The 21,474-nt window shown below is 34.5% G+C and carries 24 protein-coding genes; 5 read left to right on the top strand and 19 right to left on the bottom strand.

The window, feature by feature from the left end:
* Positions 1–18 precede the first annotated feature (18 nt).
* Positions 19–450, top strand: coding sequence for a hypothetical protein (locus tag ABD745_RS10845; RefSeq protein WP_344829130.1), 432 nt, complete (start codon positions 19–21; stop codon positions 448–450).
* A complete protein-coding gene (locus tag ABD745_RS10840) occupies positions 450–1,304 on the top strand; it encodes a hypothetical protein (RefSeq protein ID WP_344829128.1) in 855 nt (284 codons plus the stop codon). The genes ABD745_RS10845 and ABD745_RS10840 overlap by 1 nt, the downstream gene beginning before the upstream one ends.
* Before the next feature lie 43 nt (positions 1,305–1,347).
* Here the strand turns inward: ABD745_RS10840 and ABD745_RS10835 are convergent, their stop codons facing one another.
* The 4 genes from ABD745_RS10835 to tsaD all read right to left on the bottom strand — a co-directional run bounded on the left by ABD745_RS10835 (position 1,348) and on the right by tsaD (position 4,278).
* Positions 1,348–1,701 (bottom strand): hypothetical protein, encoded by a 354-nt coding sequence (locus tag ABD745_RS10835; RefSeq protein ID WP_344829126.1) that lies wholly within the window; start codon positions 1,699–1,701, stop codon positions 1,348–1,350.
* A gap of 418 nt (positions 1,702–2,119) precedes the next feature.
* A complete protein-coding gene (locus ABD745_RS10830; protein WP_344829124.1) occupies positions 2,120–2,809 on the bottom strand; it encodes an RsmE family RNA methyltransferase in 690 nt (229 codons plus the stop codon).
* 45 nt (positions 2,810–2,854) lie between these two features.
* Entirely contained in the window at positions 2,855–3,265 is a 411-nt protein-coding gene (locus tag ABD745_RS10825; RefSeq protein ID WP_344829122.1) for a hypothetical protein, read from the bottom strand.
* Positions 3,262–4,278, bottom strand: a complete 1,017-nt coding sequence (gene tsaD / locus ABD745_RS10820; RefSeq protein WP_344829120.1) for a tRNA (adenosine(37)-N6)-threonylcarbamoyltransferase complex transferase subunit TsaD — start codon at positions 4,276–4,278, stop codon at positions 3,262–3,264. Before tsaD ends, ABD745_RS10825 begins: the two co-directional genes overlap by 4 nt.
* A 4-nt stretch (positions 4,279–4,282) precedes the next feature.
* On the opposite strand from tsaD, the gene ABD745_RS10815 reads away from it, so the two are divergent.
* The 3 genes from ABD745_RS10815 to ABD745_RS10805 all read left to right on the top strand — a co-directional run bounded on the left by ABD745_RS10815 (position 4,283) and on the right by ABD745_RS10805 (position 10,132).
* A complete protein-coding gene (locus ABD745_RS10815; RefSeq protein WP_344829118.1) occupies positions 4,283–9,082 on the top strand; it encodes a translocation/assembly module TamB in 4,800 nt (1,599 codons plus the stop codon).
* A gap of 134 nt (positions 9,083–9,216) precedes the next feature.
* Positions 9,217–9,687, top strand: a complete 471-nt coding sequence (locus ABD745_RS10810; RefSeq protein ID WP_042723244.1) for an Lrp/AsnC family transcriptional regulator — start codon at positions 9,217–9,219, stop codon at positions 9,685–9,687.
* Positions 9,688–9,754: 67 nt separating this feature from the next.
* Positions 9,755–10,132 carry a hypothetical protein gene (locus ABD745_RS10805; protein WP_344829115.1) on the top strand — a complete coding sequence of 126 codons (378 nt, stop codon included), beginning with the start codon at positions 9,755–9,757 and terminating at the stop codon, positions 10,130–10,132.
* An 81-nt stretch (positions 10,133–10,213) separates the two neighbouring features.
* Here ABD745_RS10805 and ABD745_RS10800 read toward each other — a convergent pair whose 3' ends face one another.
* The 15 genes from ABD745_RS10800 to ABD745_RS10730 form a co-directional block, all read right to left on the bottom strand.
* The gene (locus ABD745_RS10800) at positions 10,214–11,194 is read right to left on the bottom strand and encodes a DUF6268 family outer membrane beta-barrel protein (RefSeq protein WP_344829113.1); all 981 of its coding nucleotides are present in this window, start codon (positions 11,192–11,194) and stop codon (positions 10,214–10,216) included.
* A gap of 3 nt (positions 11,195–11,197) precedes the next feature.
* Positions 11,198–11,626 (bottom strand): hypothetical protein, encoded by a 429-nt coding sequence (locus tag ABD745_RS10795; protein ID WP_344829111.1) that lies wholly within the window; start codon positions 11,624–11,626, stop codon positions 11,198–11,200.
* 70 nt (positions 11,627–11,696) lie between these two features.
* A complete protein-coding gene (locus ABD745_RS10790) occupies positions 11,697–12,566 on the bottom strand; it encodes an SDR family NAD(P)-dependent oxidoreductase (RefSeq protein ID WP_344829109.1) in 870 nt (289 codons plus the stop codon).
* Positions 12,567–12,634: 68 nt separating this feature from the next.
* The gene (locus ABD745_RS10785) at positions 12,635–13,495 is read right to left on the bottom strand and encodes a helix-turn-helix domain-containing protein (RefSeq protein WP_344829107.1); all 861 of its coding nucleotides are present in this window, start codon (positions 13,493–13,495) and stop codon (positions 12,635–12,637) included.
* A gap of 268 nt (positions 13,496–13,763) precedes the next feature.
* The gene (locus tag ABD745_RS10780; RefSeq protein ID WP_344829105.1) at positions 13,764–14,711 is read right to left on the bottom strand and encodes a transketolase family protein; all 948 of its coding nucleotides are present in this window, start codon (positions 14,709–14,711) and stop codon (positions 13,764–13,766) included.
* A 49-nt stretch (positions 14,712–14,760) separates the two neighbouring features.
* Positions 14,761–15,612, bottom strand: coding sequence for a transketolase (locus ABD745_RS10775; protein WP_344829103.1), 852 nt, complete (start codon positions 15,610–15,612; stop codon positions 14,761–14,763).
* Positions 15,613–15,722: 110 nt separating this feature from the next.
* Positions 15,723–16,238, bottom strand: coding sequence for a hypothetical protein (locus ABD745_RS10770; RefSeq protein ID WP_344829101.1), 516 nt, complete (start codon positions 16,236–16,238; stop codon positions 15,723–15,725).
* A 179-nt stretch (positions 16,239–16,417) separates the two neighbouring features.
* Complete coding sequence (locus tag ABD745_RS10765) at positions 16,418–17,917, bottom strand: sodium:solute symporter (RefSeq protein ID WP_344829099.1); 1,500 nt, start codon at positions 17,915–17,917, stop codon at positions 16,418–16,420.
* Positions 17,918–18,067: 150 nt separating this feature from the next.
* Entirely contained in the window at positions 18,068–18,367 is a 300-nt protein-coding gene (locus ABD745_RS10760; RefSeq protein WP_344829098.1) for a GNAT family N-acetyltransferase, read from the bottom strand.
* Position 18,368: 1 nt separating this feature from the next.
* The gene (locus ABD745_RS10755; protein ID WP_344829096.1) at positions 18,369–18,767 is read right to left on the bottom strand and encodes an OsmC family protein; all 399 of its coding nucleotides are present in this window, start codon (positions 18,765–18,767) and stop codon (positions 18,369–18,371) included.
* A complete protein-coding gene (locus ABD745_RS10750) occupies positions 18,767–18,985 on the bottom strand; it encodes a (4Fe-4S)-binding protein (RefSeq protein WP_047397684.1) in 219 nt (72 codons plus the stop codon). The genes ABD745_RS10755 and ABD745_RS10750 overlap by 1 nt, the downstream gene beginning before the upstream one ends.
* 1 nt (position 18,986) lies before the next feature.
* A complete protein-coding gene (locus ABD745_RS10745; protein WP_344829093.1) occupies positions 18,987–19,565 on the bottom strand; it encodes a TMEM175 family protein in 579 nt (192 codons plus the stop codon).
* Positions 19,565–20,098: an NADPH-dependent FMN reductase gene (locus ABD745_RS10740; RefSeq protein ID WP_344830062.1), complete on the bottom strand. Its 534-nt coding sequence runs from the start codon at positions 20,096–20,098 to the stop codon at positions 19,565–19,567. Before ABD745_RS10740 ends, ABD745_RS10745 begins: the two co-directional genes overlap by 1 nt.
* Before the next feature lie 18 nt (positions 20,099–20,116).
* Entirely contained in the window at positions 20,117–21,019 is a 903-nt protein-coding gene (locus ABD745_RS10735) for a pirin family protein (protein ID WP_344829091.1), read from the bottom strand.
* Positions 21,020–21,099: 80 nt separating this feature from the next.
* Positions 21,100–21,411: a GNAT family N-acetyltransferase gene (locus ABD745_RS10730; RefSeq protein WP_344829089.1), complete on the bottom strand. Its 312-nt coding sequence runs from the start codon at positions 21,409–21,411 to the stop codon at positions 21,100–21,102.
* Between the last annotated feature and the right edge of the window lie 63 nt (positions 21,412–21,474).

Genomic DNA, 21,474 nt, shown 5'->3' with positions numbered 1-21,474 from the left:
GTTAAATCACAATAAATCATGCAGAAATACACCCAATATCTTTTCTTCATTTCCCTGTTTTTGTCTTTTGTGTCGTTGTATGTGATTGATAAAGGTGGAAAAGAAATTTATCCTTTTTTCAGTTGGAAATTGTTTACAAGTCCGAGTGGGAGCGATAAATTTGAAGAGCAATACAGATTGTACAGAATTGCCGGAAACGATACGGTAAGGGTTCTTTATCAGGCAACAGATATTTACGACGAAAATAATCTGGCGTTGGTTACAGGTTTTTACGGCAAAAAAATAGATAAAAACGAAGACAGAGAAAACAGCGTTCGCAAGATGAAAATTTTCATGAAAAGTTACAGACCGGAGTATAAAAATCTTATCCTTTATAAAGAAAGTTTTAATCCGCGGGATTTGGGGAAAGCGTCTTTTAAAATTAAAAAAACATTGATAACCAAACTGTAATGAGATACAAGGAACTTACTGTCTTCAATTATAAAATCACGTATTATGCGATGCGTATTTTTGGGTTGTACTGGTTGTTGATGCAATATTTGGCGTTCAGAAGAATCAGTCGGTGGCCGAAAGAAATTTATGAACCTTTTCTTACAATTCAGCGGTTTATTTTCCCCGAATATCCGGGCGAAATGTTGTACGGAAGTATTTTATTGATTTGTGCTTTACTTTTAATTATCACGCTATTTAAACAGAATTATATTCTCAATTTTTTAATTTTTATATTAATTGCAATCGTCAATTTTCCTATTTCGCTTAATTTCAGTGTGGGTCATAATAATCATCTGGTAATCATAGGATTTTTCATGGCGATCTTTTTACTTCCAAAAAATCTTAATAAAGAAAATGATTTTAAATGGGTACAATATTTCTATCTCGGGATATTGTCTACCTACAGTTTGGCTGGAATTTCCAAGTTTTTAGGGATCGCTAAAAATGTAATTAAAGGAACTGAAAAAATTACCTGGCTTGATAAAAATGCTGCAAAAATCAATACGCTTGATAATTATTGGATGGCAGACATCAAAGTTCCAGATTGGATGCTGAATGTTTATGCTTATGAAAACTTTTGGATACTCATTACAGTAACCGGAATTGTAGCCCAGGCTTCAAGTTTTTTAGGTGCTTTTAACAGGAAATATCTTACTTTCATCATGATTTTCTTATATATTTTCCATTGTTACACAGATTTTTTTGTATTGGCAAATTTTCAGGATGCTAAGAATTTTGTTTTAATAACTCTGTTTCCTTACCATATTTTTTATCCGTTGTATTTAAAATTAATAAATAAAAAGGAAGGTTAAAAATATCTAGTCTTCCTTTTTTTATTTAATTTCACCAATATTTTTATTCAATACCTCCCCAGAAAGACCAATCCGTTCCGTTGTAGAAACAAACCAGCTTTGTAACAGGATCATAACACATCATACCTGCGCTTGGAGATTTTACATTGGTGGCAGGATCTGTTATTTTCGGTAAAATCAGTGCTTTATTGGTAGATTCTAAGACTAAAACATCTTTAGTTGTAGTATTCGAATCTCCGATTACAATTCCTGCGGTTCTGTCTTGTTCTGCTCCGGCTAACAATGTTTTTGAAACACCCGGTTGACCTGTAAGTTCTACCCAAGCTGTGCCGGCGTAGTATTTTACTTTTGAAGTTGCTCCGTCAAAAACAAAAGTTCCTTCTGAAGCGTCTGTCATCGCTGCATTGTCTGTTACTTGAGGAAGTATGATTCCTTTTGTGGTTCCCGCAGGGAAATCTACTAATCCACTACCTTCGACAGATTCTTTTTCAAAGTCAACTTGGGCAGTATAGTAGTTCCGGCGCTAATATTGGTAACAGAAATTCTTGGAATTGTAGTTTCGTCTGCTCTTCTTATCGCAACAGTAATGTCGGTGGCTGAAGGGGTAGACAAATAGACGTACTCTTCAGTAATGGTGGCTGCTGTCGCACCATAAGCTCCGAAAATAATTGGCTGTAAGTAGTGCGTATTATCGAGCTGTGAAAAAAAAGACTGAAACGTAAAAAAGCTAAAAATAAATATTCCTCATGATTTTTTAGTTATATTTTCAAATGCATTGAAAACACACTAAAATATTCAAATATTTGTGATTAATTTTAAGTTAAGTAATTCCATGCTGCAACGAAGATTCCTGCGGTTTCGGTTCTAAGCCTTTGACTTCCCAGTGAGACAGCTTTTATGTTATTTTCTGACAAATACTTTATTTCTTTCTCCGAAAAATCACCTTCAGGGCCTATTAAAAATGTAATATTTTCTAATTGAGGGATCTTTTTAAGCTCAATTCTCTCCAAATTCTCATGGCAATGAGCCACAAAAGTATTTTCAGGATTACTGTTTTTTAGAAAATCCTGTAATTTTATTGAATCATTTATTACGGGAAAATGAAACCTCAAGCTTTGTTTTGAAGCGGCAATTGCCTGTTTTCTTAACTTATCAATATTAATATTTTTACGTTCTGTTTTTTCAGTCTGTAAAATTGTAATTTCAGAAATTCCCATTTCTACGGCCTTCTCTACAAAAAACTCGATACGGTCGATATTTTTCGTCGGAGCAATCGCAATATGAAGCTTTGGATTGAAATCAGGATAGTCCGTTTTAATAGTAGAGACTTCAATAACGGCTTTTTTGCCTTCAATTAACAAATTTCCGGATGCCAGATTTCCTTTACCATCCGTCACATAAATTTCTTCACCATTTTTCATCCGAAGAACTTTTACGATATGCTGTTGTTCTTCGTCATTAATTATTACTTTTCCGTTATTGATTTCGCCAAAAAAAAGTTTCATATATTGATATTTAGAATCTGCCTGAATTTTATTTATAAGTGATTATTAAAACGTAATTTCATTATCGCTTAAAAATGCCACACCGGTTTTTATCGTGGTATAAATATCGCCTTCACAATCTCTGTATGAGCATACGTAAATTTCTTCAATCCACTTATTATTCATAAAAATTAAATTCAAATATTCGTTTTTTCTTAAATTATTTTTGATGGATAAATAATCTCCTTCTTTGGGTTCGTAAGCAAAACTAAAAACATTTTCTGAATTGATTTTCTCGATAATTTCTTCCTTTATATTTTGAACATATCCAATTTCCGAACTTATCATTAAATAATCTTCATCTTCAGATTGTTCTGTCACTTCATTTTTTCCTGTAATGGTTTCCAAAACCCAATAATATTTCGAGTTTTTCTTAGAATGCGTTCCAAGTATTTTTTCTTCCAAAAGAATTTTCATAAATCGTATTTTGCAGTTGCAGAAGTTCTGAGATCGGTAAATTCTCCTCTCTCAAATTTTAATTGAGCCACCATGGCAATCATTGCGGCATTATCGGTTGTGTACTCAAATTTCGGGATGTAGATATTCCAGCCCAGTTTTTCATGGTTGTCCTGCATTGCCCGTCTTAAAGCTGAATTGGCAGAAACCCCGCCTGCGATTGCGACTTCTTTAATATCCAAATCTTTTGCCGCTTTTTCCAGTTTATTCATCAGAATTTCAATGATAGTTTTCTGGACAGATGCACAAAGATCATTTAAATTATTTTTAATAAAATAAGTGTCTTTTTTAACTTCTTTTTGTATAAAATATAATACAGAAGTCTTGATTCCGCTGAAGGAATAATCGTAATTCTCTAGTTTCGGTTTATTAAATTTATATGAATCCGGATTTCCTTCTTTTGACAATCTGTCGATAATCGGGCCCGCCGGATAATCCAGATTAAAGATTTTTCCGATCTTGTCAAATGCTTCTCCTGCGGCATCATCAATCGTTTTTCCGATAATTTCCATATCGAAATAATCCTTTACCAGAACGATCATCGTGTGACCGCCGCTCACAGTAAGGCACAAAAACGGAAATTTGGGCGGCATAGGATTTGCATCCTCAATAAAATGTGCTAAAATGTGCGCCTGTAAGTGGTTTACTTCGATTAAAGGAACATCCAGACTCATTGCCAAAGATTTAGCAAATGACGTTCCCACAAGAAGCGAACCTAAAAGTCCGGGTCCACGTGTAAATCCTATAGCTGAAATTGCATTTTGTTGTATATTTGCTTTAGTTAGAGATTTTTCAACAACGGGGATGATATTTTGCTGATGCGCACGCGACGCAAGCTCAGGAACAACACCGCCATATTCTTTATGGATTGCCTGATTTGCAGCGATGTTCGACAAAATAGAATTTCCCTTGATGATAGCTGCTGATGTGTCGTCGCAAGACGATTCAATACCTAAAATTATAGAGTCGCTCATAATAATGGCAAAGTTAGAGAATAATAACGAGAATGAGAACAAAAAATCAGTAGCTGGAAACTTAGGTGATCAGGTACAGAAAGCTGTTGAAAATGCGGAAGGAGTTGTAAAGGAAACAGTTAAAGAAGCATCTGAATTGGCATCAGATGCGATTCATCATCCCGTACAAACGGCAGAAGAGTTTGGGAAACAGGCTGTAAAAGACGTTACAAGTTATTCCTGGTGGGCAAGACTTTTATTGATTCTTTTTTGGCTGGGAGTTGGTCTTGTTGCTGCCGTTTTTATCATTATTAATCTTCCTGTAACGAAACAATGGGCTGCAGATCAGGCTTTACAAATTGTCAATAAAGACTTCAAAGCACAAATGTCAACGGAAAGTGTTGAGGTAAATTTCTTCGGAAACGTAAAAATTAAAGGCTTAAAAATAAAAGATTACAAAGGTTTTGATTTTATTCAGTCTAAAGAATTTATCGCAAACTCAGATTGGTTTTCTTTGGCAACAAATATAGGAAAGAACAATTCTCTAAGTTTTAATTCTCTTACTTTAAAAAACGCCGATGTAAAAGTCATTACCTATAAAGGTGACAGTATTTCAAATTTTATCCGTTTTACACAATTATTCGATAGCGGGAAAAAAAAGGATCCGAGCAAGCCGCCTTTTCAGTTGAATTCAAGGTTACAGATTCTCGATTCTAAGGTTTCTATTATCAATCTCAATTCTCCCGGAGAAGCCGGAAAATGGCTTACTGCAACAAATTTTAATCTTAAAGCACCAAATGTTAAAGTCAACGGACGTAATATTTCTGCTTTAATTAATAATATGTCATTCACTACCAAAAGATGGGGGAAATCTCATTTTGTAGATACTTTTTCTACGGAATTATCGATGACAAAAGATTTTCTTGCATTAAAGGATTTGACTTTAAATACAGATCATTCACTTTTACAGGGTGATATTAAATTTAATCTTCATGATGACGGATCTTGGGCTGATTTTGCAGACAAAGTGAAATGGGAAATGAATATTAAACAGGGAAGTCAGTTGAGTGGTTATGATATCAGCTATTTTGTAACCAATTGGGATAATTTTATACCATTTAACATTGCGGGAAAAATGACAGGCCCATTAAATGATTTTAAGCTTGAAAATTTCCTGATCAGAAATCCCGATGTGAATATTGCCACCAAAACAATGAAAGTGAATAAGCTGCTTAAAGGTGGGAAGTTTTTAATTGAAACTAATGATCTTTCAGCAGATTTTACTTATAAAGATCTGAAAGCAATGATGCCTTCTTTTATCTCTAAAAAGATGAAGAATTTTGCTGATGATTTCGGAAAGCTTAAATATAATGGAACGGCAAGTGTGAATTCGAATCGAGTGTATGTTGCAAGTGGAAATTTAATGACAGGAATCGGCCAGGCAAAAATCACAAAATTTTCATTAACAGATTATAGTACCGCAATGCCGAAATATGTAGGAATTGCTGAGGTTAAAGATTTAAATACCTCAGTGATTACTAAAAATAAATCGGTTGGTTTAATTTCCGGAAGGTTCGATATCAATGGTCAGAGCTTCGATGTCAATACTATGAAACTGACCACGAAATCTCAGATCACAAGTGTCGAAATTATGAATAAAGAGATCAATAATCTTTATCTCGACGGATTATTAGATCATAAAAAATATAACGGATTAATTACTGTTAACGACGAGCAGGCAAAAGCTACGATAAAGGGTTTAATTGATTTCAGTACTTCAAGAATCTCTATGAATGTGGATGCTGACGTTAATTATCTAAACATGAATTATTTTACCGATAAACCCGGAAACCAGATTGTAAGCGGAAAGGTGAATGGGAAAATGTCGATGTCTTCCATTAATGATCTGACATTGGATGTTGAAGCGAATAATATCAACTTTGCAACGGCGACTCAAAAATATATCATTCCGAATGCTAAGGTGAAAACTTTCATTGAAAACGGAGGTCGTGTCATTGATGTAGACGCTCCGGGAGCTGTAAACGGAAAAATTTCAGGGAGATACAATCTTGGAGATCTTGCCGGAATGGTTGAAAACGGATTGAATAAAATATTAGTCGGCCCAGCTCCTAGAAAATTATACAGAGGTCAGAATTTTGCGATGAATTTTGATGTTCAGCAAGGTTTGGTAAGTTATTTTTTACCGGATCTGAAAATCCCACAGGGTGCAAAAGTTGAAGGTCAGTACGACGGAAATTCTAATAATTTAATTTTGAATCTCGATGCAGCGTCATTAAAATATATCATGATCAAAAAACAGGAAATCACAGAAGCCGATAAAGCATTGGCAGCTGCAAATCCTGCGTATAAAATTAATGAAAGAGATAATATCACCAGAGACAGCGCAATGGTCGACAGTATGATGGTGAGAATTAATACCGCAAATCTTGATGAGCAGATTTTTGCTAAAATTAATAGGGTTTTATACAACAAAAATGTTCTTAAAGACATTACCTTAAGCGGAAGAAACGAAAATAATACAATCCTTCATTTAGCTACGAAATTCAAACACGGAAGTCCTGAAGATGAAGTGGATGATAATCTGAAAGAATATGCGATCAATGTCAATCAGTCAACGAATGCGGGAGGAGATTTTGTTTTCAGATTTGAGCCGACAGAAGTGAAGTTTAATGATGTAACCTGGGCGATCGATACAAGTCCGGAACTTAATCATTCAATTACTTATCGAAAAAAAGAAGGAGATTTTGATATCCGGAATCTGCGAGTTTATTCTGATAACAGTGCTTTGTTTGTGAAGGAAGCTCAGTTTAAATCGGCTAAAGATTTTTACGTTGATGCCGAAGTTGACAATTTTGCCATCGAAAAACTGCTTGAAATGCAGGCTGGAGGAAATGCAATGAATATTAAAGGTCTTGCCAACGGAAGTGTGAAAATCAAGATGGATAAAAATACGCTCCAGCCTTTGGTCGACATGACGATCGACGATATCATGATGAATGGAAATGATATGGGAGATATCACAATTTCTGCAACCAATGGGTATTCTTTAAATGTATATGATGTCGATGTAAAAGTAAATTCTGCCGGCGTACTTGGAAATAACAGTCTTCATGTAACCGGAACAGTTAATAATAATACTTCTTCGCCAACGATTGATCTTACGGCTGAAATGAGAGATTTTGATGTCGCTTTTGCTCAGCAGTTTGTAACGACTGTTTTTGGAAATTTACGAGGAAAAGCAACAGGAGATCTTAAAATTGCAGGAAAATTCAGCAATCTGGATTATAGCGGAGATATTGCTTTGAAGGGCTTTGGATTAAAACTTTTATTTACGGGAGTAGATTATTCTTTCGACGATACAGTAATCCCTCTTACAAAAGGTTTGGCAATTTTAAACAATGTTGAAGTTCATGACGGTAGAACGAATTCTAAAGGAAATATTTCCGGGGCAGTTCAGTTTGAAACACTTTCTTCGATGGGGGTCAACCTTGTAATGAGAGCAGATAATTTACTAATGCTGAACACCACTCAGAAAGACTATGATCTTTTCTGGGGAAGAGTTTACGGACAGGGTGATTTGTATGTCGACGGACCTGTTTCAGGTTTAAGTATATCGACTCCGAATATGAAAGCTTTAAGCGGAAGTACCTTTACATTCAATTCCGGCTCTACATCTAATGTGGAAGAATTTAAAATGCTGAGGTTCTTAAAAGAAGGAAAAGACGGATTGGTAACTCTTGAAGACAAGAAAAAATCCGGAGCAAATATGAATATCGATTTTTCTCTGGATGTTGATAAGGCAACTACTGTAAATGTTTTAATTGGTGATGATGTCGGAAGTATCATGGTAAAAGGTGCAGCGGAAAAACTGCGTTTCCAGATGAACAGACAAGGAAATATTGCCATGAACGGAACGTATAGAGTAGACAATGGTACATTTATTTCTAAAGCTATCCTGAATAAAACGTTCCAGATTGAGAAAGGAAGCAGTATCCGTTGGGATGGTGACGCGATGAAACCAGCTTTGGATATTACTGCCAATTATGTAAGAATGGTTTCCAACGCGGGAGAATATCTGAATATGGGAAGTATTCAGCCGATTAGTATTTTGCTTCAGGCAAATATTACCCAATCTCTTATCGATCCAAAGGTTGATCTTAATGTTACTGCTTTGGATGTTTCCAGTCAGGTTAAAGAAACTTTAGCAGCGAAAATGAGTCAGGAAGGAGAAAAGGTTCTTCAGTTTGGTTCGGTATTGTTGTTAAGCAGTTTTAACGTTTCCAATACGGGTGGAGTAGATGTAGATGTTGCAGGCGTAGCGGAATCTTCGGGTTATAATATGTTGTTAAAACAGTTAGGTTCGGTTCTTAATACAATGAGTAACGAGTTCCAGATTGACCTTAATTATGTGAAAGGAGATCAATATTCCAACACAGGAGACAGAGCAAATGCAGGGGTAAGTTTTGCCCTTTCACCAAGAATTAAAGTGAAAACAGGATTAGGAATTCCTTTAACTAAAACTGAAAATACAGAGACCAATTATCTTTCCGGAGAAGGAACAATAGAGTACGATATTTCGAAGAAAAACGACGGAAGCCTTATTTTGAGGGGATATTCAAAGCCTTCCAACATCGGAATGGTAAATGGAGCCGGATCAAACGGAACTGCAAATCAAGCGTATGGAGGTGGTATTGTTTGGAGTAAGAGTTTCAATTCTTTATTCAAAAAGAAGAAAAAAGATAAAAAACAACCTGCTGCGCAAACTGCAATAAAAACAGATTCTACAAAATCTGAAGCTAAATAGCCGTAAATTTTTAATGATTTTTATCATCTGTGTTAATTATTGTTAATGTTTGATATTATTTTTTTAGTTAAATAATTTTTCATAAATTTGCAAAAAATACATGGTTTTTTTAAGAAAATTGTAATTTAACTAATATGAACTATCAACTGGACGAAATAGACAAGAAAATTCTTGATTTCTTAGTAGAAAACACAAGAATGCCTTTTACTGAAATTGCAAAACAGATGGATGTATCTGCTGGAACAATTCACGTAAGAGTGAAAAAGATGGAGGATGCAGGTATTATTTTGGGATCATCTCTTAATATCGATTACGGAAAGCTGGACTATCACTTCACTGCCTTCATCGGGATTTTATTGACAAAATCTAACAGAACTCAGGAAGTTCTGAAAGAGCTGACAAGTATTCCTAACGTGATTGAAGCAAGTGTTATTTCAGGAAAATACAATATTTTCTGTAAAGTAAGAGCTAAAAATACAGAGGATGCTAAGAGAATAATCTATCAAATTGATGATATTCAGGATGTAATGAGAACTGAAAGTATGATTTCTATGGAAGAATACCTAAGCGACAAAAACAGACTGATCAACGCGATCTCTATATAATCAAATTTTAAACGAATTATATAAAAGAACTTATGAAATCTCTCATAAGTTCTTTATTTTTGTACCTATGGAAGAATACAGCTATTTTGACGAAGATCCGAAGAAAGGATGGGGATTTATTCTGGCTTTTGCAGCATTATTATTGTTTACGATCATGGGATTCGGGATCGATCTGGATGAATATTTACAGCATGAATATCTTAATATTCCTGAGTGGTATTCCTTCGCTATTTTCGCGATCGATGCATTAATGGTAGTGAGTTTAATTCTTATGTTTTTTTACAGAAAAATTGGGATTTTTTCTTTTCCGGCATTATTGGTTTTGCATTTCTTTATGCACAATTATTATCTGTCAACCTTCCTTTATACAGACGTGACAAACCTTTTCCTTTTTACAGGTTTTGGGATGTTGGCGATTATTCCGAAATGGAAGTTTTTTAAATAAAATAATAAAGTCTATCTCTTTCTGAAAATTTGCTTATAATACCTTTTATTTTATACTTAATAAAAAATTTTAAACTTATATTTAATTGTTTTTCAGTTTTGTAAAAGGATTGTATGATATCCCAATATTAAAATAAAGGGCAGGTTTTGTATTGGCTTCGAAAATAAAATTATTGAAAGTTTCCCGCTTTTCAAAAATTCTTGATCTTGGTGCTGCACGAAGCCCTATTTTCAGAGTTCCTATTAAATTTTCTCCTAGAGTATGTTCATAAGCTGCTCCGGAATTAATTTCTATCTGTCTGTATTCATAGCGGTTTTCATCAGGATAAAGATAGAAACTCGAATCATTTAATTCAGCTCCTAGAGATAATCTTCCAGATTGAAAAATATTTTTCCTCATTAGAATTTTTCTTGGTAAAATGATATCGGCAACCCATTCGTTACTAAATGTATGTTCATAGGTAAAAACGGGTAATACAGGAATTTGAATACTGGGATCAATCATTAAAGCTAAGCCCACTGACATTTTTGTATTGGCGGTGGCTTTTAAAACTACACTTGCTGTGAGCATTCCGCGGAACCTTTCAAAATGCTGGTCACTTCCGTCAACTGAAGCTGTTGCAGAAAACACAGCCAGTTTATTGAATACTTTTGAAAAGTGAGTAAGGCTCAAAGACTCTGAATGATAATGAAAATCCTGTTCTCTGTATTGCTGTCCAGGAAATATTGAAATTTCATTTTCTGGATTAATGTGTGTAAATTTATAATTTAGATTCGAACTTAACATCCACTTTTGACCTTTGATGAAATAGATATTGGTACTTGCGTTGATTTGCTGGAAGTTTTTGATCTTATTTTCAGGAAGGTTTTCGCTGCGTAATTGCGGAGAGAATTTGTAAGGCATAAGTTGGGTAAATTCAACATTCAGATCTCTTGTTTGAGGAAATTTGTCAGTAATAAAAGCGACTACATTTTTTGGAATACTGTCTTTTTTCTGTGCTGATACTAAATTGTTTAAAGGTAAAATTGCCAGAGGTACAAAGATGGTTTTTAAAATTTTCATAGTTTATTTTAAGTTGTAAATAACAGATTGGAAAAAATGAAAGATGAATATTTTATCATACAAAAGTTCAATATCATTCTCAAATACAAAATCAGTATGCCGGATAAAATCAGAGATGTAATTTTCTTCTACAAAAACGAACCAGAGTTCCTCTAAGTGATGGTGCTCTTTAAAAACTGCCGAGTCTGGTAAGTTTACCGGTAAAGATTGTCTTAAATCATAGAATAGTATTCCTTTCTTTATGCCGTTATCTTTAATGATATTAATCGAATGGTGTAGGTAATTAATAACTTCAATGCTATGATTATGGCAGTCTATAAAATGATGCAAATCTATCAGCTGAATTACCTTCTCTTCTTGTTGAGATGTAGTCAGATAAAAACACTCAAGATTGATCTGTTCTGTCAGCTCTTTAAAATTTTTTAGGTTCATATCTAGTATTTTTACTAATTTGTGTAGTAATAGAAAGCTGCGATATTTCAACAGAAAATTATAATCCTGTTTAATGACTATTTGATTCCAGCTCTTTTCTGATCGCATTCTTCGTAGCTTTATCAATAAGTCTTTCGGGAAGCAGGGAAATGACAAAAGTCTGAATGGCGTGAGGCCAGTAGGGCATAATACTTTTTCGTCCGCAGCCAACAATTTTTAAAACCGATTTTGCATAAGTAGTTGCATCTGGCCGCATAAAAGATACAGGCTTTCTGTTTGTTCCGGTATTTACACTCCCGGTGATTAATGATATTATCTCTATATCGTCAATTTCTCGGGCAAGTGAAACAGAAAATGCATTGTTATAAGCTTTTGTACCTGCATAAACTGCTAAATATGGTGGCGGAAATAATCCCGCGTAAGATGATACATTTAAAATGAGTGATTGTTCGCTTAATTGTGGCAATAGATCTCGGGTAAGTTTTGAGGGAAATATGGTGTTAAGCCGTATGGTTTCTTCAATTTCTTCATTGGTAAAATTAATAAGTTCATCAATTGGACCGACACCTACATTATTTATCAAAACAGATATAGGTAAATTTTTGATTGATGAAATATTAAGTTGAGAATTTTTGCTTCCGTCTTGTAAAAGACTAATGATCCGGCAATTGGCATTTATTGCTTTGATTTCATCTTCGACCAACTTTAATTTGTTAACATTTCTACCGTGCAGAATAATATTAAAACCTCTATGAGAAAGTTCTAAGGCAATGGCTTTGCCAATACCATCTGTTGAACCTGTTATAAGAGCATAAGTACCAGGCTGTAAATATTTTTTAAGACCTGAAGGTTTTATGTACGGGTAAATAAAATTAAATAATCGATATAAAATCCATAAGCAAAAACAAATTCCTATAATAAAAACAAATTGATGCAACATTTCTTTTTTCTACAAAAGTATGCTGTACCTTTAGTTTTGGAAATGGATAACTTACGACAGATATTGGATTATTTGCGGTAACTTGTTCTGAACTGCAGTGGTGCTTTTCCTTCTATCTTAGAAAAGTAGCGGTTGAAATAGGCATGATCTTCAAACCCTAAAAGGTAAGCGATTTCTTTAACCGTAATATTGGTGGCATAAAGATACCTTTTTGCCTCCGTGATTATAGTCTGTCGTATCCAAAAACTGACGGTAAAACCGGTAGTAGATTTTATGGCTTCGTTGAGATATGCAGGTGTGATATTTAGAATTTTTGCAAAAGCGGCTGAACTTTTATGTGTTTTTATATTTTGTAAAAGTAATCGTTTAAACTCTTTAGTTATAATAAGTTTTCTTGCCAGAGAAGGTGTATTGTTTTCAATTTGATTATAGGCAGAGGCAAAAATGCCTATGCAGGCATCGATTAATGAATAGGCAACATTAGGAATTAAATTTGATTTCGTGTTTTCTTGTGTCGATAAAATTAATTGAATACACTGGTTAAGTAAAGTAGTTTCTGATGTTTCCAGCGTAATGGGTTCGTAAAAAAAATAATTATCTTCAAAAATTGTTCTATATTCATCATTGATAATACTTGTGTCTATTGTTATCAGCCACGCTTCAGTTTTATTATCAATAGCAGAAGCAAGATGAATCTGCCCCGGCAAAATACACATGATTACATTTCCAATCAATTCAATTTCTTTAAAATCTACAATGATTTTGCTTCTTCCATTTTTTTGAAAAATAAATAAATAATGGTCATCTCTACGATGTGCTGATTTCCCATACAATTCGTCATTATCAGCCTTGCCAATAATCATGTTAATACTAATTTTCTTGTCAGTTATATCCTTGAGAGAGTGCGTAGAAATGTTATTAATAATCATTATAAAGTTTTATGAGTTATTTTCAGATGAATTTATTGGAAAATACTACATTAAGCTATTGGAATAGGACTTTAGTTTTATTAAAAAAACGTATTTCTGGAATATTTATTACAATTGTTCAATCAGTAATAAGAATCTGTTCAGAAATTAAAGATGAGTTCTGCTATCTTTTTTAATTTTAAATCATTTTTTGCTAAGACATTAAAAAAATAAAAAGAGTCCGTTTCACAACTAGTGAACGGACTCTTTAATCTATATGTAAAATAGATTATTTCTCTAAAATTCTCTTCACCGCTTCTTTCACGGCAGTAGAATCAATTTTATATTTCTTCATCAATTCAGCTGGTGTTGCAGATTCTCCGAAAGTATCATTTACAGCAACAAATTCCTGTCTGGTCGGTCTTTTTCTTGCCAGCATTCCTGCAATTGATTCACCTAAACCTCCAAGGTAGTTGTGTTCTTCTGCAGTTACGATTTTTCCTGTTTTTTCAACTGATTTTAAGATGATTTCTTCGTCCAGAGGTTTAATTGTATGGATGTTGATCACTTCACAAGAAATACCTTCTTTTTCAAGCTCATCTGCAGCTACAAGAGATTCCCAAACAAGGTGACCGGTTGCAACAATCGTTACATCAGTACCTTCCTGAAGCATAATTCCTTTTCCGATCTCGAAAGGCATATCTTCAGGGATGAAAACAGGAACTACAGGTCTTCCGAATCTAAGATAAACAGGACCTTCAAAGTCTGCAATTGCAAGAGTTGCAGCTTTAGTCTGGTTGTAGTCACAAGTATTGATTACAGTCATTCCAGGAAGCATTTTCATCATACCGATATCTTCCAAAACCTGGTGAGTTGCACCATCTTCTCCTAAAGTAAGACCTGCGTGAGAAGCACAGATTTTAACGTTTTTGTTGGAATAAGCAACAGACTGACGGATTTGGTCATAAACTCTTGAAGTAGAAAAGTTGGCAAAAGTTCCCGTGAAAGGAATTTTCCCTGTGATGCTAAGACCTGCCGCAAGACCGATCATATTTGCTTCTGCAATACCGACCTGGAAGAATCTTTCCGGAGCTTTTTCAATGAATTTCTCCATTTTCAAAGAACCGATAAGGTCTGCGCAAAGAGCTACAACATTAGGGTTTTTATCTGCCAATTCAGCTAATCCGGCTCCGAATCCTGAACGTGTATCTTTCTTTTCTGTATATGTAAATTTCATTTTTGTTCTAATTATTAATTAAGGATTACTTATTACCAATTATTTATAATTAATAATCAGCAGGAGCTTCTAAATATAATTGTTTGAAGGCAGTATCCAATTGCTCATCGTTAGGAGCTTTTCCGTGCCAAGCGTGAGAACCCATCATATAATCTACACCGTAGCCCATTTCTGTATGAAGGATGATGACAACCGGTTTCTCTTTTCCTGTTTCAGTTTTTGCTCTCTCAAGGATTGCAATTACCGCTTCAAGATCGTTTCCGTTTTTCTCTTCCAGAACAGTCCATCCGAAAGCTTCCAATTTTGCATGAAGATTTCCTAATGAAAGTACATTATTGGTGCTTCCGTCGATTTGTTGTCCGTTATAATCAATTGTAGAAATGATATTATCCACTTTTTTAGCAGAAGCATACATGAACGCCTCCCAATTTTGACCTTCCTGCAATTCTCCATCTCCATGTAAAGTATATACCAAAGAGCTGTCTCCGTCTAATTTTTTACCTTGAGCCGCACCTAAAGCTACAGAAAGACCTTGTCCTAAAGAACCTGAAGCTACTCTGATTCCCGGAAGACCTTCATGGGTTGTAGGGTGACCCTGCAATCTAGAATTTAATTTTCTGAAAGTACTCAATTCTTCCACAGGGAAAAAGCCAAATCTAGCCAAAGTGGAATAGAATACAGGCGAAATATGTCCGTTTGAAAGGTAGAAATGGTCTTGATTTTTACCTTCCATCGTGAAAGGAAGACTGTAGTTCATCACCTTTCCGTAAAGGGCTGTGAAAAATTCAGTACAACCTAAACTTCCACCTGGGTGACCAGAATTTACAGCATGAACCATTCTTAAAATGTCTCTTCTGATTTGCGTAGTGAGAGATTTTAGCTCTTCGATACTTTTGCTCATTATTTAAGATTTATATGCATGCGAATTTACAATTTTTTACCGGCTTATGGAAATACAAAAATCCGGGTTTTATATCCGGATTTTGAATTATATAATTATTTTTGAATGTTTTAGCAGCCTTCGTTGATGAAAATCAACATTTCTGTAACGATATTATTTACAAGGGTGAAATTAAGTGTTGTTCCGGCATCCAGATCATTTAAAACAAAATTGCTTGTATTTTTCTGAATTTTTCCCTTGTCGTCATAACTCGGATAAGCGCTGTAACTTGGATAATTTTTATAAGCATTAATTACTTCATCTTTTGTGCTTCCGACCCCGATTCCGCTTTTTGTTTTAAATTTTTTGCTTTTTGTAGAAAGGGCCTGAATGATTATTTTTCCGTTTTCTTTTCCTTTATCATCGTAATCTGCAGATGTTCCGATTAAAATTGTTTCTCCGTTGTATTTAATAACATTTTTTAATTCGTAATCAGTCTGCTTTAGTTTTGTACCCAATTTATCCGCTTCATCATTTTTCATGAACATTTTGTACGGACCAATTCTCAACGTTGAAATTTCAAATTCCTGAGCAGAAATAAGACTTACAGCAAATAGAACTAAGAGTAATTGAATAATTTTTTTCATGGTTTTAATATTTAGGTTTAAATGTTTTTGGTTAAAGTCAATTGAATAGAATTTTTGTCATTCCGTAGGAATCTGTATATCGTAATTCTTTTTTTAGTCTTAAATAAAAATTCCTCACTTCACTTTGTTTCGCTTTGAATGACAAACAGGATGAAAATCCTTGAACAAAAAATTAAAAACTATTTCTTTCTAATAAGCCAAAGTCCAAAGAATGTCAGCAATCCGTTAATAATCAATAATTCCAATCCGATTTTGAAATCTCCGAAAATAGTAGCTTGATATTTATCAATAAAATAAGAAATAATTGGTGCTGCGATACAAACGTAAGGAACCAGTTTATCCTGAACTTTATATTTAGTGAAAATTCCAAAAGCAAAAAGTCCTAAAAGCGGTCCATAAGTAAATCCAGCCATTTTTAAGATTAATCCGATCATGGAATTATCATTAATAAGCTTAAAGATAACCACCATTATCAAGAAAGAAAATGCAACAATTAAGTGGGTGTTTTTCCTGAATTTTTCCTTTTTCTTATCGTCCCAATCTTTCTTTTCCTTCATCCCGAAAATATCGATACATAAAGAAGAAGTTAAAGCCGTCATCGCGCCATCTGCACTTGGAAATAAAGCCGAAATCAAAGCAATTATAAAGATGATGGAAATAAATCCGGGCATATGATTTAAAGCAACTTCAGGGAAAATTTTGTCCCCGAAAATATCTTTTCCGTTTATTAAAAATTCTTTTTTAGGAATTCCGTCTTTAATAACTTCTGTCAAATGACCTCCCTGACTTTCTCCAAAAAGATATAAAAGTCCACCCATATATAGGAACAGAGAAATTACCCCCAATAAAATAAAGCCAAGCGTTACCATGTTTTTCTGAGAATCTTTCAGCTTCGTTACAGAAAGACTTTTCTGCATCATTTCCTGATCAATTCCTGTCATGGTAATGGTAATAAATGCTCCGGCAAGAATTTGTTTAATGAAAAATCCGGGAGAATTAAAATCCATTTCAAATATTTTGGTGTAGCCTTTGTTGCTCATTGCGGTTAAGCTTTGCCCAACACTTAAATCTAAGTGATTCAGCATATAAACCGTACAGATAATCAGTCCCAAAAGCATACAGGAAGTCTGTAAAGTATCCGTCCAAACGATGGTTTTTACACCGCCTTCATATGTATAAAGAATGATCATTGCTAAAATAATCAAAGTTGTCACAATAAACGGAACTCCCAAACTATCCAAAATCGTTATCTGAAGAATATTCACGACAAGATATAATCTCGCTGTAGCCCCAACCAATCTTGAAACAATGAAAATCCAAGCTCCGGATTTATAGGAAAGCTGTCCCATCCTTTGTTGGAGGTAGCCATAGATCGAGGTTAATTTTAATCGATAATATAAAGGAAGAAGAACGTAGGCAACCACAATATAACCAATAAGATAGCCTAAAGTAATTTGTAAATAAGAGAAACTGTCTTTCCCGACTGCACCCGGAACACTCACAAAAGTCACACCCGAAAGCGAAGTTCCGATCATTCCGAAAGCAACAAGCATCCAATTACTTTTACGGTTTCCGATGAAGAAACTTTCATTATCGCTGCCTTTTCCAGTTCTGTAAGCTACCCAAAGCAGCAATGCAAAATAGACGATAATGATGGATAATAATATAACTGGAGACATACTTTATTCGATTAAAATTTTACAAATATAGTTTTTTTCGTTTCTTGAAAAAGAAAAACCTTTCAGAGAATTAGTCTGAAAGGTTTATGTTTTTTCAATGCTGAGACTGAGATTAATTTATTAATCCTAATCTTAATCTGAAAACTAAAATTAAGCCTGAGTCTTATTAACTAGCACATCCTGAAGCTCTTCATGTTTCTGGAAAGTAGCTTTTGCAAAAGGACAAAGAGGAATAATTGTTTTTCCGTTTTTTCTTGCAAAATCTACCGCAGCCAAAAGCATTTCTTTGCCAACGCCTTTTCCGTTGTAGGCTTCTTCCACTTCAGTATGGTCTATAATGAATCTTTCTTCTCCGGCCCAGGTGTAAGTCATTAAACCTGCGCGGTTTCCTTCTATGAATGCTTCAAAATTTCCGTGTTTTTCGCCGTTGTTTTGTTTTACTTCAATCATATTATGAAAATTTGGTTAATATTTCGATATCGTTTGTTAGTATTTTATGAACAGGACATGCGTCTGCAATCGTATGAAGTCTTTTCAGTTGTTCATCATCAAGATTTGTGCCTTCAAAGCTGATGTTGGTGATGAAAATAGTTCTTTTCGTGAGAGGGAAGTTTTCAAGTTCAACTTCTACATTTATTTTTTCAACATCCCATTCTTTTCTGTCGATATACATTCTTAATGTTGCCGCAGTACAGCTTGCCAAAGATGTTGCCAGAATTTCAAAAGGATTAAAACCTTTATTTTGTCCACCTTTATCTACAGGTTCGTCGGTGATTATAGTATTTTCGCCGGCTACAACTTCTGTGTAATATTTTTGTTTTCCCAGACTTGCTTTTACGGTTATCGTCATTATTTATCAGTGTTAAATTTGTAGCTTAATGCTCTGGAAGGGCATAAGTCGATTTGATTTTTAAGTTCCTGAGGCGTTGCATTTTCCACTTTTATCCAAGGTCTTTCTTTAGGATTATAAACTTTTGGAAGAGTTTTTACGCAAACTGCCGAGTGAATACACTTTTGAGGTTGCCAGATAACGGTGATCTCTCCGTTGATATATTCATGTGTTTCCATATTAATCTTCTTTTAATGATTTTTCAATTCTTTTGTCGGGAATCAGCCATATGAGAGCAACAATGTAGTAAAAACCTATGGCAATATAAGGATAAAAAAATGAAGTCGAGAACCCTAAAACATAAAATAAAATAGAGATGTATTCTTTGAATTTAGAATGTATAGCCTCTTTTAATGTAGAATTTTCACCTTCATTTTTTATGATCAGATTTTCCATTATGGTATAAGCAACAGCACTCATAATCAATCCGATACCATAAATGCTTACAGGGTTTTTTGCGAAATGTGTGTCTCCGATCCATTCTGTTGCGGCGGGCATTAATGAAAGCCAAAACAATAAATGAAGATTTGCCCAAAGAATGCTTCCATTCACTTTTTTTACAGTCTGAAATAAATGATGATGATTATTCCAATAGATTCCGATATAAATAAAACTGAAAATATAAGCTAAAAACTTCGGGAGAAGCGGTTTTAAATTAGCCCAATCACTTCCTTCCGGTACTTTTAGTTCAAGTACCATAATAGTAATAATAACGGCTAAAACACCATCGCTGAAAGCTTCTAATCTTCCTTTCGTCATTATTTTTCAATTTGACTTTTAAAGTTTTCAATCTTATCTTTCAGATCTTTCAGCATATCCGGATTGATGACTCCTGTTTCCAGATCGAAATTTTCGTAAAATTTTGGAAGAGAAAAAGTGTCTTTAATATCAGCTCCGAAATTTGGAAAAAACGTTTTTGCAGTATTCATTACATTTCCACCACCATAACCTCCCGGAGAAGTTGACATCAGAAGCATCGGTTTGTTTTGGAAAACTTTTACGTTAATTCTTGAAGCCCAGTCAAAAACATTTTTAAAAGCTGCACTGTACGACCTGTTGTGTTCAGCAAGTGAACAAATAATTATATCACATTCTTCTATGACTTTCAAAAAGAGATGAGCTTCATCAGGAAAGCCTTTCTTTTCGCGATCAACTGAGAAAACAGGCATGTCGAAGTCATTTAAATCAATTAAATTAATTTCTTCATTCTGAAAGTCTTTTAAGACAAATTTTACCAGTTCTCTGTTGATGGAAGTGGAAGAAGTACTTCCCGCAAATGCCAATATTTTCATCATTTATTTTTAAATATCTTAAGGTTTTCTGTTTAAAATCGCTTTTGGAAGTGGAACATATTCTTCTTCATCTCCCGGAACCAAAGGAAAAGCATCGTGATTTTGATCATTCCAATCTACTTTTGCTTTCTCGATCAATTCTTTGTCTGAATTTACAAAATTCCAGAATATAAAACGTTCTTCATCGAAAGGTTCGCCACCGAAAAGATACACCGTTCCGTTTTCGCTCATATCGAATTCGCAAAGTTGGGTTTCTTTTGCAATCATTAATTGCTTTGAACCGTAAGAATTTCCGTCCGTCGTAACTGTTCCGTCTAAAACATACATGGCAGCTTCACCGTAAAGATCTTTTCCAATGCTGATTTTTTTAGCGTCTTTGGTTTTAATTTCAATAAAAAACAATTTGCTGTGAACGGGAACCGGAGATTTTTTACCAAAAGCTTCGCCTGCAATTAGTTTATAGTGAATTCCATCTTCTTCCCAAGCAGGAATTTCATCGGCTTCAATATGACTGAAAGTAGGTTCAGCCTGTTCCAGATGTTTTGGAAGCCCCACCCAAATCTGGAAACCGTGAAGCTTTTTATCTGTATGTCTCAAATATTCCGGAGTTCTTTCCGAATGTACAACACCTTTTCCTGCTGTCATCCAGTTTACGGCTCCCGGTTTTATCTCAAAGGCACTTCCAATACTGTCTCTATGGAAAATAGAACCTTCCAGAAGATACGTTAACGTTGAAAGCCCGATGTGAGGATGTGGCGGAACGTCAAGATTTTGGTAATCTTTAAGCTCAGAAGGTCCCATATGATCGATAAAAACGAATGGTCCGACTGCTCTTTTTTCACGGAAAGGCAACAACCTTCCCACTAAAAAGTTTCCTATATCTGCTGATTTTTCTTCAATGATAAGTCCGATATTTGACATGGTATGTAAAGTGGTTTTTTAAATTTTATGTAAGCTAATGTAATCAATTTTTTCAATGTTTATGGGTGCTTTAATGAAAATTAAAGTTGATCATATCCATGAAATCTTTCGTCAACAACACGTTTCCATTGTGGATTTTTTTTGATGAATGATACAACGTACGGGCAAAAGGGAAGTGCTTTTTTCTGATGATCTTCAATATAATGTAAAGTTTTCTCAACAACCGCCGCAGCTGCACCTGTTCCGGCAATCAATACATCAGATTCGGTGTGATTTAAAGCGATCTGGCTTCCCATTTGACGGTAATCTATAAAAGCAGAACTTCCATTGAATTCTATTTCGAATCTGCTTCCTGTGTTTATTAAAGGGATGTTTTCAAATTCTGGTTTCATGGTTTTTTTGGATTGTTTTAAATTTCCATTTAGTCTGTCATTCCGTGGGAATCTAAGCTATTA

It is taken from the genome of Chryseobacterium ginsenosidimutans, from assembly GCF_039536845.1.
GTDB lineage: Bacteria > Bacteroidota > Bacteroidia > Flavobacteriales > Weeksellaceae > Chryseobacterium > Chryseobacterium ginsenosidimutans_B.
Note: the sequence above shows the minus strand (reverse complement) of the source record. Positions and strands in the feature narration are given on the sequence as shown.

Coding starts and splice junctions, on each gene's coding strand:
- ABD745_RS10845 (WP_344829130.1), top strand. CDS start 19: ATGCAGAAATACACCCAATATCTTTTCTTCATTTCCCTGTTTTTGTCT.
- ABD745_RS10840 (WP_344829128.1), top strand. CDS start 450: ATGAGATACAAGGAACTTACTGTCTTCAATTATAAAATCACGTATTAT.
- ABD745_RS10835 (WP_344829126.1), bottom strand. CDS start 1,701: ATGACAGACGCTTCAGAAGGAACTTTTGTTTTTGACGGAGCAACTTCA.
- ABD745_RS10830 (WP_344829124.1), bottom strand. CDS start 2,809: ATGAAACTTTTTTTTGGCGAAATCAATAACGGAAAAGTAATAATTAAT.
- ABD745_RS10825 (WP_344829122.1), bottom strand. CDS start 3,265: ATGAAAATTCTTTTGGAAGAAAAAATACTTGGAACGCATTCTAAGAAA.
- tsaD (WP_344829120.1), bottom strand. CDS start 4,278: ATGAGCGACTCTATAATTTTAGGTATTGAATCGTCTTGCGACGACACA.
- ABD745_RS10815 (WP_344829118.1), top strand. CDS start 4,283: ATGGCAAAGTTAGAGAATAATAACGAGAATGAGAACAAAAAATCAGTA.
- ABD745_RS10810 (WP_042723244.1), top strand. CDS start 9,217: ATGAACTATCAACTGGACGAAATAGACAAGAAAATTCTTGATTTCTTA.
- ABD745_RS10805 (WP_344829115.1), top strand. CDS start 9,755: ATGGAAGAATACAGCTATTTTGACGAAGATCCGAAGAAAGGATGGGGA.
- ABD745_RS10800 (WP_344829113.1), bottom strand. CDS start 11,194: ATGAAAATTTTAAAAACCATCTTTGTACCTCTGGCAATTTTACCTTTA.
- ABD745_RS10795 (WP_344829111.1), bottom strand. CDS start 11,626: ATGAACCTAAAAAATTTTAAAGAGCTGACAGAACAGATCAATCTTGAG.
- ABD745_RS10790 (WP_344829109.1), bottom strand. CDS start 12,566: ATGTTGCATCAATTTGTTTTTATTATAGGAATTTGTTTTTGCTTATGG.
- ABD745_RS10785 (WP_344829107.1), bottom strand. CDS start 13,495: ATGATTATTAATAACATTTCTACGCACTCTCTCAAGGATATAACTGAC.
- ABD745_RS10780 (WP_344829105.1), bottom strand. CDS start 14,711: ATGAAATTTACATATACAGAAAAGAAAGATACACGTTCAGGATTCGGA.
- ABD745_RS10775 (WP_344829103.1), bottom strand. CDS start 15,612: ATGAGCAAAAGTATCGAAGAGCTAAAATCTCTCACTACGCAAATCAGA.
- ABD745_RS10770 (WP_344829101.1), bottom strand. CDS start 16,238: ATGAAAAAAATTATTCAATTACTCTTAGTTCTATTTGCTGTAAGTCTT.
- ABD745_RS10765 (WP_344829099.1), bottom strand. CDS start 17,917: ATGTCTCCAGTTATATTATTATCCATCATTATCGTCTATTTTGCATTG.
- ABD745_RS10760 (WP_344829098.1), bottom strand. CDS start 18,367: ATGATTGAAGTAAAACAAAACAACGGCGAAAAACACGGAAATTTTGAA.
- ABD745_RS10755 (WP_344829096.1), bottom strand. CDS start 18,767: ATGACGATAACCGTAAAAGCAAGTCTGGGAAAACAAAAATATTACACA.
- ABD745_RS10750 (WP_047397684.1), bottom strand. CDS start 18,985: ATGGAAACACATGAATATATCAACGGAGAGATCACCGTTATCTGGCAA.
- ABD745_RS10745 (WP_344829093.1), bottom strand. CDS start 19,565: ATGACGAAAGGAAGATTAGAAGCTTTCAGCGATGGTGTTTTAGCCGTT.
- ABD745_RS10740 (WP_344830062.1), bottom strand. CDS start 20,098: ATGAAAATATTGGCATTTGCGGGAAGTACTTCTTCCACTTCCATCAAC.
- ABD745_RS10735 (WP_344829091.1), bottom strand. CDS start 21,019: ATGTCAAATATCGGACTTATCATTGAAGAAAAATCAGCAGATATAGGA.
- ABD745_RS10730 (WP_344829089.1), bottom strand. CDS start 21,411: ATGAAACCAGAATTTGAAAACATCCCTTTAATAAACACAGGAAGCAGA.